The sequence below is a fragment of the Pyxidicoccus fallax genome, assembly GCF_012933655.1.
In the GTDB taxonomy this organism is placed as follows: Bacteria; Myxococcota; Myxococcia; order Myxococcales; family Myxococcaceae; genus Myxococcus; species Myxococcus fallax.
Map to the genome: position 1 here is coordinate 1 of NZ_JABBJJ010000359.1, position 12332 is coordinate 12332.

General features: G+C 70.1%; 10 protein-coding genes. 2 read left to right on the plus strand and 8 right to left on the minus strand.

What is annotated here, in order from left to right:
• Window positions 1-129 precede the first annotated feature (129 nt).
• Window positions 130-777, plus strand: a complete 648-nt coding sequence (locus tag HG543_RS44460; protein ID WP_169351026.1) for a hypothetical protein — start codon at window positions 130-132, stop codon at window positions 775-777.
• Window positions 778-795: 18 nt separating this feature from the next.
• Here HG543_RS44460 and HG543_RS44465 read toward each other — a convergent pair whose 3' ends face one another.
• The 4 genes from HG543_RS44465 to HG543_RS44480 form a co-directional block, all read right to left on the minus strand.
• Window positions 796-1836: an NAD(P)H-dependent flavin oxidoreductase gene (locus HG543_RS44465; RefSeq protein WP_169351027.1), complete on the minus strand. Its 1041-nt coding sequence runs from the start codon at window positions 1834-1836 to the stop codon at window positions 796-798.
• 163 nt (window positions 1837-1999) lie between these two features.
• A complete protein-coding gene (locus tag HG543_RS44470; protein ID WP_211194583.1) occupies window positions 2000-3595 on the minus strand; it encodes a hypothetical protein in 1596 nt (531 codons plus the stop codon).
• Window positions 3592-5691, minus strand: coding sequence for a hypothetical protein (locus HG543_RS44475; RefSeq protein WP_169351028.1), 2100 nt, complete (start codon window positions 5689-5691; stop codon window positions 3592-3594). The genes HG543_RS44470 and HG543_RS44475 overlap by 4 nt, the downstream gene beginning before the upstream one ends.
• A gap of 8 nt (window positions 5692-5699) precedes the next feature.
• The gene (locus HG543_RS44480) at window positions 5700-6290 is read right to left on the minus strand and encodes a peptidoglycan-binding domain-containing protein (RefSeq protein WP_169351029.1); all 591 of its coding nucleotides are present in this window, start codon (window positions 6288-6290) and stop codon (window positions 5700-5702) included.
• Window positions 6291-7015: 725 nt separating this feature from the next.
• On the opposite strand from HG543_RS44480, the gene HG543_RS44485 reads away from it, so the two are divergent.
• Window positions 7016-7894, plus strand: coding sequence for an alpha/beta hydrolase family protein (locus HG543_RS44485; RefSeq protein WP_169351030.1), 879 nt, complete (start codon window positions 7016-7018; stop codon window positions 7892-7894).
• 68 nt (window positions 7895-7962) lie between these two features.
• Here the strand turns inward: HG543_RS44485 and HG543_RS44490 are convergent, their stop codons facing one another.
• The 4 genes from HG543_RS44490 to HG543_RS44505 are packed head-to-tail and all read right to left on the minus strand — an operon-like array spanning window position 7963 to window position 12221.
• Complete coding sequence (locus tag HG543_RS44490; protein WP_169351031.1) at window positions 7963-9129, minus strand: zinc ribbon domain-containing protein; 1167 nt, start codon at window positions 9127-9129, stop codon at window positions 7963-7965.
• 31 nt (window positions 9130-9160) lie between these two features.
• Window positions 9161-9718 carry a TlpA family protein disulfide reductase gene (locus HG543_RS44495; RefSeq protein ID WP_169351035.1) on the minus strand — a complete coding sequence of 186 codons (558 nt, stop codon included), beginning with the start codon at window positions 9716-9718 and terminating at the stop codon, window positions 9161-9163.
• On the minus strand, window positions 9718-11739 hold the full coding sequence (locus tag HG543_RS44500; RefSeq protein ID WP_169351032.1) for a cytochrome c biogenesis protein CcsA: 2022 nt from the start codon (window positions 11737-11739) through the stop codon (window positions 9718-9720). Before HG543_RS44500 ends, HG543_RS44495 begins: the two co-directional genes overlap by 1 nt.
• Entirely contained in the window at window positions 11736-12221 is a 486-nt protein-coding gene (locus tag HG543_RS44505) for a cytochrome c maturation protein CcmE (protein WP_169351033.1), read from the minus strand. The genes HG543_RS44500 and HG543_RS44505 overlap by 4 nt, the downstream gene beginning before the upstream one ends.
• Between the last annotated feature and the right edge of the window lie 111 nt (window positions 12222-12332).

Consider the following 12332-nt stretch of genomic DNA (forward strand, 5'->3'; position numbering starts at 1 on the left):
TGGGGCCTTACGACGTCCTGGCTGAATCAGGCGCGACGTTGTGCGGCCCGGCTTTCACTCCGCTGCCGCGGGACTCCTTCCATGACGTCGCTCGTCAGGCCCTGACCCGACTTCGCTGAAGGAGGTTAGATGAGCCGCAACGTGGGTTGGTTCCGCCGGTGGTCATTCGATGAGTCGGTCCGGCGTGGGGGCACGGCCGTGGACCTCTGGACAGTCCGCGCCGGTGAAGTGGAGCAGCTCGTCTGCGGCACCGTCGTCGATGCGCCGAACGGCTTCCAGTCGGTGTTCACGTCCCATGTCCGGCTCGACGCGCAGGAACTCGGCTGGGATGGTTCGAGTGTCTCGGTGTGGCCCTTCCTGCGGCGGCTGGAGGAGCGGGTCTTCGCGGACGTGATGTCCCGCCGCATCCTCAGCGAGGCGAAGGCGCCTGGCGGAGTGTCCATCGGCGGAGTGGCCTTCTGCACCGGCGACGAGCTGGTGGCATTCCGGCTGGGGCGCTTCCGGGTGTTCGTGGGCGGCCAGGTGGCTTTATGGGAGCAGACGGTCCTGCGCAACTCGGTGGCCCCGGGCGCCCGGCCGACGGAGGACGTCCTGCGACTCCTTCAAGGCTCCCCGTCCGTCTGGCCCCTGGCGCGCATGGGCGCGGCGGATGTCCTTCCCGTCTCGGTGTCGCAGGGCGACGTCCGCGTCGTTCACGATGCGTGCTTCGGCCTGACGGAGCAGGTGACGGAGCCGATGATCTCCATCGAGGGCGTCTGGCGGGGCCCGGGCAGGTAGGCGCTCCCTCCGAGACGCTCAGGCGAGCGAGGCCAGCTCCCGGGTGAGCTCGGCGGCGCCGACCTCCTTGCACCCTTCGGGATTCTCGCCACACCAGAGCGGCGAGAAGTCACCGCTCCGGGCGGCCTCGGCCTTCGCCCGCAGCGGCAGGATTGCCGCCGTCGCGAGCGGGAAGGCAGGTGCCATGGGATTGAGCGGCCCGAGCTCGCGGATGGCGCGGTTGACGATGCCGCGCGCGGGCCGGCCGGTGAAGACATTCGTCAGCGCGGTGTGCCGCGCGGCCTCGCTCTTCAGCGCCTCGCGGTGCACCGGGCTCGTCGTCGCCTCGCGGCAGAGCAGGTACGCGGTGCCGACCTGCGCCGCCACGGCGCCCAGGGTCAGCGCCGCGGCCACGCCCCGGGCATCCGCGATGCCGCCGGCCGCGATGACGGGCACCTTCACCGCGCGCACCACCTGCGGCAGCAGGGCGAAGGTGCCTGGCTGCAGCGTCAGGTCGTCGGACAGGAAGTGCCCGCGATGGCCGCCGGCCTCCAGGCCCTGGGCGATGACGGCGTCGGCGCCGTGCGCTTCGAGCCAGCGTGCTTCCTCCACGGTGGTGGCGGAGGAGAGGACCTTCGCGCCCGTGCGCTTCACGCGCGCGAGCAACTCGGGGGCGGGAAGGCCGAAGTGGAAGCTCACGATGGCGGGGCGGAATTCCTCGACGACCTCCGCCGCGGCGGCATCGAAGGGGAGGCGGCCCGGGCCCGCCGGGAGGCTGGCGGGGTCGATTCCGAACTCCCGGTAGTAGGGGCCGAGCCGCTCACGCCACGCGCGCTCGGCGGCCTCGTCCGGCGCGGGCGCGGTGTGCGCGAAGAAGTTGACGTTGAACGGCTTCGACGTGCCCGCCCGGAGGGCCCCGAGCTCCTTGCGCAGGGCGTCCGGGGTCAGCATCGCGCAGGGCAGCGACCCCAGGCCGCCCGCGTTGGACACCGCGATGGCCAGCGCGCTTCCCTGCACACCCGCCATGGGCGCCTGGATGATGGGAAGCTCGATGCCCAGAAGTTCGCGCAGACGGTCCATGCACCTCTCCTCGAGTTCTTCATGCGCACGGATGGCGCTGAAGGCCGAGTTGAAGCACCGCATCGACGAACGCGCCAGCACGATGCGTGCTTCGATTTGACGGAGCAGGTGGCGGAGCCGAGGCGCTCCCTCGATGGCGTCTGGCGGGCCCTGACAGGCGCGCTCAGCGAAGGGGCTCGAAGGTGGGGCCCAGGGCGGGGTCCACGGTGAGCAGGTACGTGTCGCGGCTGATGTAGAGCTCCAGCGGCATGGCAACGGGCTTGCGCGGCTTCATGGGGCCGTGCCACCGCGGGGTGTCCTGATGCAGCACCGTGCCATCTTCCAGGAGGATGGCCCAGGTCAGCTCGCCTCCGCGATGGAACGTGGTGTTGTAGCGAACCACCGCGGCGCGAGCGGCCACCGGCAGCGCGCCAAGGGGTTTCAGCCGGGGCGGGGACTCTAGCCGGCCATCCGGCCGGTAGCGCAGCTCCACGAGCACGGGCCGGCGCGGGTCCTTCACGCTGGCCACCACGAGCGCGGCGTTGAGACGCCCCGCCGAGTCAATCCACAGTCCGGGCTCGGATTGGGGCAGGGCCTGCATCCCGCGGAGCAGTGTGCTGGCGGTCCGGGTGAGGCGGCCCCGGGTGGTGGCGCGGACGTGGTGGACATCCAATCCACCCAGGGCCTGCTCCACCAGCAGCACGCTGAGACCATTGCCGACCGAGGCCGGCTGGATGGTGGCCCGCGCGGCGATGGGCCTTCCGGGGAGCGGCACGCGGCCCACCTCCTGTCCCGGGGTGATGTCCGTCGCGTCGAAGGTGGAGTGGAAGCGGATGAGTCTCAGGCTCCTGCCTCCGGCGGCCACCACGGGAACGAAGAGCTCGCCCGTCACGGTCTGCAGGGCGGGGCGGACGACGCGCTCGGGGGGCTCGCCCAGGTCGAAGCGGAACGGGTTCTGGGTCGTCGCCGGGTCCATCAGCGCCAGGAGCAAGGCGCCCTTGCGCCACACGAACCATCGCGCGGGCGAGTCGCCTTGAGGGTCGTTCGACCAGGGATACATCACGTCCGTGGAGCCGGGCTCGACGGGGCCCATGACCGTCGCCGCGCTGCTGCTCACGCCTCCTGTCTCCTCGGCGTCCGAGTCGTTATGGCCACTCAACATGAGCAAGGGCTGCCCGCTCATCTCCTGGAGCCACACCGCCGAGACATGCTGGGGATACGGGGCGTCCACGTCGAAGCCCAGCGAGGCGGCGCTCGCGGTGGAGGGCACGATGTCGAACTCGATGGGGGTCGCTGTCGCGGTGAAGGCATCGTGGGTCAACCGGGCGTTCAGGCGATAGCGACCGGGACGTGTGGCCGGCATCCATTCGAAGAGGTTGAGGGTGGATTCAATGGCCTGTCCGGAGTCCAGCCGGATGCGCGGAGGCTCGTCCTGGATGAGCGGGTAGGCGGGGTTGCGCAGATAGAATGAACGCCAGGTGACACTGAGACCCTCGGGGTACTGGGGCCCGGTCAGCGTGTACGTCAGGGACTGGTCCGCGTTCCGGAAGGGGTCCGGAAACTCCACGGGCGCGGTGCCTTCATTGCGCACGGTGACGCGGGCCCTGCGTTCCTCCGCCGCGGTGAAGCGCTCCTTGGGGAGCTGGAACTGGATGCGCACGGATGGACCTCCGCGTGACGTGGAAGGGTTCGCCGCCGCCGCGACGAAGCGTGGGGGTACACCGCTCGCGAGCACGCTCGTGACGAGCAGGGCGGGACAGGCCAGGACGAGGACACTCATGGCTGGGCGTTCCGGCTCCCATCACTGCTGAGCTGCCGCTTGTTCCATCCCCGCAGTCGCAGGAGGCACAACCCACAGAGCCGCCGCGCCACCGTGAAATCGTAGCCCATCAGACAGTCGCTCCCGTCCTGGTCATGCTGTGTCGCATTGGCCCCACCGGGCTGGCGGTGGATGGGGAACGGAGCGTGGGGCAGGAACAACTGGTGGCCAATCTCATGGGCGATTGTCTGCTCCAGCGTGTTGGAGTTGCCGGCGTAGTTGGCGGCCGCGCCGCACTGAACCACTGCGCAGCGGGTCCGGTCCTTCGAGGGGAACTCCGTGGAGAAGCCGTTGACCGGGATGCCCCCCGGTGCCCGCTCAAGGTTGTAGAGGCCCGCGAACTGCAAGAGCAGGATGCCCGGTGTGCTCCTGTCGGGGGCTTCATCGAACGCGGTGACGAGGATTTCCTTTGCCCACCCCTTGCAGAGCCGGTGGTAGGTGTCCTCGTCCGTCACCGCGTCCTTGACGTGGCCTTTCGAGAGCCACAGGGGGAGCTCGGCATCCCCACAGCGCTTCAGGCGCTTCACCTCCGCGAGGAAGGCTCCATACGTGCGGAAGGTCAGCGCGTGGCCTCCGGCGGCGTACTGGTCCACCGTGGGGTCGATGGCCGCTCGTGCCTCCCAGGGACGCTTCTTCACCGCCGCCGCGATGCGCCGGTTGTAGTCCGCCGCGTCCAGTTCGGTGACGCCGCCGCTGCAGTCCTCCAGCCGGAGGAATGCGCGCTCGAACTGCTGCTGCACGGTGGCCAGCGAGAAGCCCTCGACGCTCGGATTCTTGCGGACGATGCGGGAGATATGGACCTCACGCCACGTCTCGAAGATTCCGGTGGAGGCGCGCACCGCCGCGGGCAGGGGGGCGTCATCCTCCACGTCCAGCGCCACGCCGCCGTCCTTCCTTCGTTCGTACGCGAGCTGCACCGTGACGCGCCACGCGTCCCCCGCGATGCGCGAGGGCTGGAACAGCACCCCCGTCCTGCCGGCGAAGGCCCCGGAGGTCCACGCTTCGCTGTACGCGGCCCACCCGCGCTTGCGGCAGGGCACGACGCGGAAGGGGAAGACGCCCTCGCGCGGCCGGGCCTGGGGCGCATATCCACCCTGTTTCGGGAACACGGCGGAGGAGGGCAGCCCCCGTTTGCCTCCCACGTCCTTGTGGGCGTTGTCCCCCTTGGGACGTGAGACGGCGCACTGGCGGTTCAGCGCCCCTTCCAGGAAGGCGCGGGTTCGCGGCGAGTGGCGGGACAGGTCCTCGGCCTCGTCCTCCCAGTCCCAGAGGAAGCGCACCCGGCCCAGCGCCCGGGGCGCGTCCACCCGGCGGCCCTGCGAGTCCTTCAGCCAGGCCCGCGCGAAGATGGGGATGTCCGGTCCGTTGCCCCACTCCCTCCGGTGGTTCTGGAAGTCGGCGTCGTCCTCCATCTGCTTCGCGTCCGTCTTGAAGACGTTGCCGACGAGTCGCACCTCCGCCCGCTGTCCGGGCGCGGGCAGCCGCTCCATCGCGGCCGTCACCTCGCGGTCCCTCGCCTTCGCCAGCACGCGCGGGTCGCCGAGCTCCAATTCGAGTCCGTCCACCAGCACGTGGAAGTAGGTCCACGCCACCGGGCACTCCGCCCACCCGCTGCCCTGGAGCGTGAGCTTCAGCTTGTAGGGCGAGTGCTCCACGGTGACGACGCCGTCGGGAAAGGCCTCACAGACGGGCACACGGCCGTCCCAGGGCAGGCGGTGCTCTCCCGCGTTCAGCTCCTCGGAGGACAGCTCCCGCGTCCACAGGGGCTTCTTCTGGTGACGGGTGAAGAGCTCCAACCTGCCGGTGCGCGCGAGCCCGGCGGAGTGGGTGAGCTGGTAGCGGATGTCCACCGACTCCAGCTCGGGGGCGAAGTGGAAGCCGTCCTCGCCGCCCGCGGGCATGGGGAAGGGGGCGGGGCGGTGGCAGCGGGACGTGCCGCCGCCGGACGTGGCGAGGCGGAAGTCCGTGACGCCGAAGTGGGCCGGACGGAGCCGGTTCCGGTTCCTTCCGCCCGGCGGCGTGAAGGCGACGGTGGCCTTGAGAGCGATGCGGGACATGGCGCGGGTCAGGCGTCGTGCTGGCGGATGAGCTCGCGCTGGACGTCCGCGAGCTGTCCTGTCTCCGGCAGGCCGTGGCGTCGCTGGAAGGCGCGCACCGCGGCCTTCGTCCGGGGCCCTGGCGCGCCGCGCTCGCCGTCGATGGTGAAGCCCAGGTTGTGCAGCCGCTCCTGCGCGGCCCGCAGCGCGTCCCCGTCGAAGCTCGCGGGCGACTGGAGCTGGAGGTCCCAGCACAGCGTCACGTCTCGCGGCGCGGTGACGTCGGAGGCGTCCGGGAAGTCCCTGTCGAAGACGGGAGGAGGGTAGGGCGGTGGGGCTCGTGGCGGAGGCTCCGGGGCGGCCTCGACGCGGGGCCCGGCCTCGGGCGCGGGGAGCTTCAGCAGCAGCTCACCCATGGAGAGGCCGGGGACTTCATGGCAGAGCGAGCCGTCCGCGGCCGTGCGCCCATGGTGCTCCGTCTTTCCCACCGTCAGCACGTACTCGCGGTCGGCGTAGGGCGCCTCGCGCGGGTCCAATAGGACGATGTGCAGCCGCCGCTGCTTCAGCGTGAAGGTGCTCGTGTTTCCCGTCCGGATTGCCGCCGTCCTCGGACCGACCATGCCGCGCTCCCCCCATTCCTGGATTCGCGATGGTGTCGTGCACTCGTTGGATGTGGCGCCCAAGGTATGCGAAGCCCGTAGAGCCTCAAGCTCGCGAAGGATGCGGAAACCCACCATCTGTTGGTTGGGTTAACTGACCTGAACCTGGCGGGTCGGGGAGGCGACGGTGGCCGGACCGGATGGGCGGGACGGATGATCGCTACGTGACGGGAGCGCCCCCTGTGCGGGCCGGGCCTCTCCCGGTCCGGCTCTCCTCATCAGGGGGAGAGGCGCGCGGACCCACGCAGCACGGGCCCACCGGCCGGATTCTCACGAAAGGGGAGGACCCCTCGAGCCCCGCGTGTCCACGGCCCCCGCAATCAATTGCAGACGCGTTGCGTTGGTCATTCACTTTCGCATGGCGAAATGGATGACAATAAACACGTCCGTCTCCCGGGGTGGGCTCTGACTTCCCTCTGAGGGGAGTTCCGCACCGCGAAACAAAGACACACTTCTCAAGCCAGTTTCGCATTGCGGAATCAAACAGGAAAAACCCGCCAAACGACATAAAAAGGGATGGACAAACTTCGCGGCGAGGCTCTAAATATGTATCAACGAACCGGCGCTTCGCGCGCCGGGACGTGTCTGTCGATGCCCGCGAAAGGCATGGAGCGCTGACGGCGTCCGCCCTGGACGCTGGTGGCACCCGACCGTGCAGTTCTCACCCCCAAAAACGAGGAGTGGTCATGAAGACGGCAGGTTCGAGCTTCCTTCTTGGGTTGTTCGTGGCGCTGGCGTGGACGTCCTCCGCGCAGGCGCAGACCCTGAGCAGCTTCAGCACGACGTACTCGGGCGGCAGCGGCCTCATCTGTGGCACCACCTACAACATCCGGGGTCAGGAGCCGGCGGCCTCGGGCCGCTACCCGGTGTTCGTCTACACGGTGGGCACCACGGAGAACTACGACCACTCGTCGGCGATGGCCGCCGTGCAGGAGATGGCGGCGCGCGGCTACGTCGCGGCCACCGTGGAATATGACAACGGCACCTTCGGCTCCTGCTCCACGCTCCAGAGCCGCGCGAAGTGCATCTACGACTCGGGCCGCTCCACCAGCGCCATCAGCCGGCTGTGCTCGCGCGCCAAGGCGGACTGCTCCAAGGGCATCGTCGTGTCGGGCTTCAGCCAGGGCTCCATCATGGCCATCCTGGCGAAGAACCACGACTCGCGCGTGCAGGCCGCCTACGGCCTGGGGGCGGGTGTGGAGTACTCCATCTACAACCTGAACTCCTGCGTGGCGAACGGCAACCGCACGCTGCCGAGCAACCGCCTGCGCATCATCAACGGCGAGCAGGACGTCTTCGTCGGCCCCACCGAGTCCTCCGTGCGCGCCCAGAACACGGAGACCACGGGCTACTCCTGCCCGCTGGCCACGTCCTGCCTCCAGAGCAACGGCAGCGGCTGGTACATCATCAAGGACTCCCAGGTGTCCGACGGCAACGCCGACCACTGCTACATGCGCAACGGCAGCTGCATCGGCCTGACGCTGGACAACACGTGGCGCAGCGGCACCGCCCCGTGGTCGCTCCGCACCAACCTGAACTGGCTGACCCAGTTCACCACGCCGTGATGGCGTCCCGCCGCGCCTGAAGGGGCGGGCACCGGCCCTCCGCGTGAGTCAATGCGCGGAGGGCCGCGTCACTCTTCGTATTCGTACTCGGAAGGGGAGGGGGGCGGACCTTCGCGCAGCTGCATGGCGGCGACGAAGCCCACCGCGCCCAGGCCGATGACGAAGGCGATGGGCCCCACGGCCAGGCGCATGTTCACCGCCGCCCAGACGAGCGCCAGCGCCACGCAGCCCGCGGGCACGAAGCGCGCCCACGCCGGACGCGCCACCTCCGGCCGCAGCGCCAGCAGCGCGAGCATGGCCAGCAGCGCCAGCTCCACCACCTCCGACGCCGGCAGGTCCCAGCCGGACAGCGAGGCGATGTCACCGCCCCGGCTGTAGAGCACGTCGTCGGTGGGCCTTGGCGCGTTGATGACGCGCAGCTGCGGCAGGCCCTGCGGCACGGGCGCGTTCGCCGGGAGGACGTCGAGCCCCGTGCTCACGGTGGCCCACGGCGCGAACAGCGTCAGCAGGCACGCCGCCACGCCTCCCAGCGCCGCCACCCGGGGCATCTGGAGGAGCTCGCGCGGCTCGAACCAGCGCTCCACCACGCCGTCCGGGCCTCCGAGCACCTTGCGCCACTGGTCATGGACGACGAGCCCCGCGCCCACGAGCCACAGCAGCGAGACGATGTCGAGGCGCAGCACCCGCACCGCGAGCGCCGCCAGCACGGCCGTGCCCAGCGCCGCGGCCTCGGGGCGCAGCAGGGACTCGGGCACCACCTCCGTGAAGCCGGGGGCCTCGCCCGCCTCGCGCAGCTCCCGCGCCACCAGCAGCACGCAGGCCACGAGCGCCAGCCCCGAGCCCACCACGCCCGCGCTGGAGAAGAAGGGGAGGATGGACAGCACCAGCGCCAGCCCCAGCACGCCCACGCCCGCCACCGTGGGCGAGTGCGCCGGCACGCTGGCCAGCCACCTGGGCCCGTCGTACGCGGGCCGGCTGTCGCCAGGGTCCGTCTTGTCCTCGGGGGGCAGCTCGGGCGCGTTACCCACGGCGTACGGCCGGGAGCGCTCCTCCACCTCCTCGAGGATTTCCTCCGCGTACGCCGGCTCCGAGGAGGCCTTGCGGCCGGGCCGGGAAGAGCGCACCGCCGGGCGCGGGCCGGTGAGCTGTTCGGGGCTCGCCGGCATCTTCGCGCCGCAGTTCTCGCAGTACTTCAGCCGGCCATTCGAGGCTTCGCCGCACTCCGGGCACCGCATGCGTCCCACCTCTTGGATACGGGCTTGCTGGCTAGCGCGCGGCCTCGGCGGGGGCGGACGGCGCCGCGCTCCCGTTCAGCTGCCGGATGCGCGTGGCCAGCGTCTGCGGGTCGATGGGACCCACGTGCTTGTCGAGGATGGTGCCGCTCGGGGTGATGAAGTACGTCTCGGGCACGCCCGCCACGCCGTAGTCCACCGCCATGCGCGAGCGCGGGTCCATCAGCTGCGGGAAGCTGGCGCCGTGCCGCGCGAGGAACTGGCGCGCGTTGTCCTCGGTGTCCTCGAAGACGACGCCGAGGAACACCGCCTGCGAGCCGAACTCGCGCGCGCCCCACTCCAGCACCGGGTGCTCCATCTGGCACGGCCCGCACCAGGACGCCCAGAAGTTGATGACCACCGGGCGGCCCTTCAAATCCTCCAGGCTGACCTTCTCGCCGCTGTCCAGCGAGCGCAGCACGAAGTTGGGGGCCGGCTGGCCCTTCAGCATGAAGGGCACCTCGTGCGGGTTGCGCCCGAAGCCCTTGAAGAGCACCACGAGCAGGCCGAGGCTGAGGGCCACGAAGGCCAGGGTGTAGCGCCAGTTGCCCATCACGCGGCCCCCCGCTCCGCGTCCCCGGCCAGCGGAGGCGCCGCGCCCACCTCCGGCGCCGCCGACACCGCCAGCGCCGCCTTCCGGCGCGGCCACAGGGCGATGAGCGTGCCCAGCACCAAGAGGGGGATGCTCCACCAGATCCACCCCACCAGCGGGAAGACCCAGACGTTGAAGCTCGCCGTGCCGTTCTGCTCGGAGAAGGCCATCATCGAGATGTACAGGTCCTCGGCCGCCGTCTCGCGCACCGCCGGCGTGCCGATGGGGTCCGTGCTGCGCTCGTAGTAGTTCAGGCGCGGCCGCTGCTCGGACATGTCACCGCCGGGAGACGTCACCTCCAGGCGCGCCGCCACGTAGGTGCGGTGGGGCTCCTCGCCGCTGACCAGTCCCAGGTACTTCATCTGGTACCCGTCCAGCTCCAGCGTCTGGCCCTTCCTCACCGTGCCGGACGTGTGCTTCACGTACGCGGAGGACGCGGCCACCGCGACGATGATGAGCACGATGCCCAGGTGCACCACGTAGCCGCCGAAACGGCGCTGCGCCTTGGTGGCGCTCGTCATCAGCGCGGTGAAGAGGCCCTCCTTGCGCTCCGTCATGCGCACCCGCACCGGCGCCACCAGCTCGCGCAGGGTGATGACGGTGACGAAGCCCGCCAGGCCGAACGTCAAGAGCGCGTAGACGCCGCGCAGGCCCACCGCGTAGCAGACCGCCGCGACGACGAGGCCGGTGGCCGCGGGGATGATGAACTGGCGCTTGAGCGTCGCCTTGTCCGGCGTGCCCCACGGCAGCATCGGGCCCACGCCCATGAGGAACAGCACGGCGATGCCGCCGGGCACCGCCATCTTGTTGAAGTACGGCTCGCCCACGCTCACCCGGACGCCGCGCACCGCCTCGGATATCAGCGGGTACACGGTGCCCAGCAGCACGGTGAACGTAATCGCCACGAACACCAGGTTGTTCACCAGGATGCTCGTCTCCCGCGACAGCGGCGAGCTCAGCTGCCCCTCGGGCACCAGCAGGTGGCCGCGCGAGGCCAGCAGGCCGATGCAGAGCAGCAGCAGCACGCCGAGGAACACCAGGAACGTGGGGCCGATGTCCGACTGCGTGAAGGAGTGGACCGAGTTGAAGATGCCCGAGCGCGTCATGAACGTGCCCAGAATCGTCAGCACGAAGGACGCGAGCGCGAGGCTGAGCGTCCACAGCTTCAGCATCCGCTTGCGCTCCTGCACCATGGTGGAGTGCATGAACGCCGTCGCCGTCAGCCACGGCAGGAAGGACGCGTTCTCCACCGGGTCCCACGCCCAGTAGCCGCCCCAGCCGAGCACCGCGTACGCCCACCACGCGCCGAGGATGATGCCGATGGACAGGAAGAGCCACGCCACCAGCGTCCAGCGCCGCAGGGGCGCCATCCACGCCTCGCCAATCTCTCCGCGGAGCAGGCCCGCCACGGCGACGCCGAAGGGCACCGTCATGCCCACGTAGCCCAGGTACAGCATGGGCGGGTGGATGATCATCAGCACGTGGTTCTGCAGCAGCGGGTTGGGGCCGGGGCCGTCCGCCGGCACCGGGGACACGACGCCCCAGGGGTTGGCGGGGCCCGCGATGAGGAAGGCGAAGAAGACGCCCACCGCCAGCATGGTGCCCAGCGCCAGCTGCATGTACCGCGCGTGCTCGCGCCGGTGGATGAAGGCGAAGGCGGCGATGTAGCCGCCCATGATGAGCCCCCAGAAGAGGATGGACCCCTCCAGGGCGCTCCACAGCGAGACGATGGTGTAGACGAGCGGCGTGTCCCGGCTGCCCACCTGCGCCACGTACTTCACGCTGAAGTCATGCGTGACGAGCGCGTTCACCATGACGAGGTTCGCGCCCACCATGCAGGCGGCGAAGCCCCACACCGCGCGCAGCACCCACGGGTAACCCGTGTCGCTGCGGCGCATGCCACTGACCAGGCCGACGAGCGCGCCGAAGGCCGCGAACGCGAGCCCTCCGAGCACCAGGCCGTTTCCGACAGTTCCGTTCACTTCGCCCCCGCCGCGCTGGCCGTGGTGGCGTCGGACAGCGTCTCACGCCACTTGTTCGGGTCCTCGCCCTCCTTGGGGGCGCGGTACTCGTTGGAGTGGTTCACCATCAGGCGGTTGGAGCTGAAGACACCCGACTTGTCGTAGGTGCCCTCCACCACGACGCCAATCTTGTCGCGGAACATCTGCGGCGGCGTCTCCGTGGAGCGCACCATCACGCTGGGCGCGCCCTCCTTGACGTCATCCGCCACCCGGAAGTGCAGGGTGGTGTGCTGCTCGTTCCACTGGATGCTGCCCTGCTGCACCACGCCGCCCAGGCGGATGGTGGCCGAGTAGGCCTTGTCCCCCTGGGACAGCATTTCCGAGGGGCTCCAGTAGTAGACGAGGTTCTCACCGATGTCGCCGAAGGCCACGAAGGACAGGCCAGCGCCTGCCACGAGCAGGGCGCCGAGGGCGATGAGTCGGTTACGGGCGACGGGCGTCATGGCTTTCACTCCTTGGCGTCGGGCGAGGCCCGGGGGCGGCGAGCCCACAGCGACAGGGCGTAGAGGACGAGGGTTGCAATCGTAATGGCGTAGCAGGCCCAGACATAGCCC

Excerpts from the sequence above, each read along its gene's own strand:
- HG543_RS44465 (WP_169351027.1), bottom strand. The coding sequence starts at position 1,836 with ATGGACCGTCTGCGCGAACTTCTGGGCATCGAGCTTCCCATCATCCAG.
- HG543_RS44495 (WP_169351035.1), bottom strand. The coding sequence starts at position 9,718 with ATGGGCAACTGGCGCTACACCCTGGCCTTCGTGGCCCTCAGCCTCGGC.
- HG543_RS44475 (WP_169351028.1), bottom strand. The coding sequence starts at position 5,691 with ATGTCCCGCATCGCTCTCAAGGCCACCGTCGCCTTCACGCCGCCGGGC.
- HG543_RS44505 (WP_169351033.1), bottom strand. The coding sequence starts at position 12,221 with ATGACGCCCGTCGCCCGTAACCGACTCATCGCCCTCGGCGCCCTGCTC.
- HG543_RS44470 (WP_211194583.1), bottom strand. The coding sequence starts at position 3,595 with ATGAGTGTCCTCGTCCTGGCCTGTCCCGCCCTGCTCGTCACGAGCGTG.
- HG543_RS44485 (WP_169351030.1), top strand. The coding sequence starts at position 7,016 with ATGAAGACGGCAGGTTCGAGCTTCCTTCTTGGGTTGTTCGTGGCGCTG.
- HG543_RS44480 (WP_169351029.1), bottom strand. The coding sequence starts at position 6,290 with ATGGTCGGTCCGAGGACGGCGGCAATCCGGACGGGAAACACGAGCACC.
- HG543_RS44460 (WP_169351026.1), top strand. The coding sequence starts at position 130 with ATGAGCCGCAACGTGGGTTGGTTCCGCCGGTGGTCATTCGATGAGTCG.
- HG543_RS44490 (WP_169351031.1), bottom strand. The coding sequence starts at position 9,129 with ATGCGGTGCCCGGAGTGCGGCGAAGCCTCGAATGGCCGGCTGAAGTAC.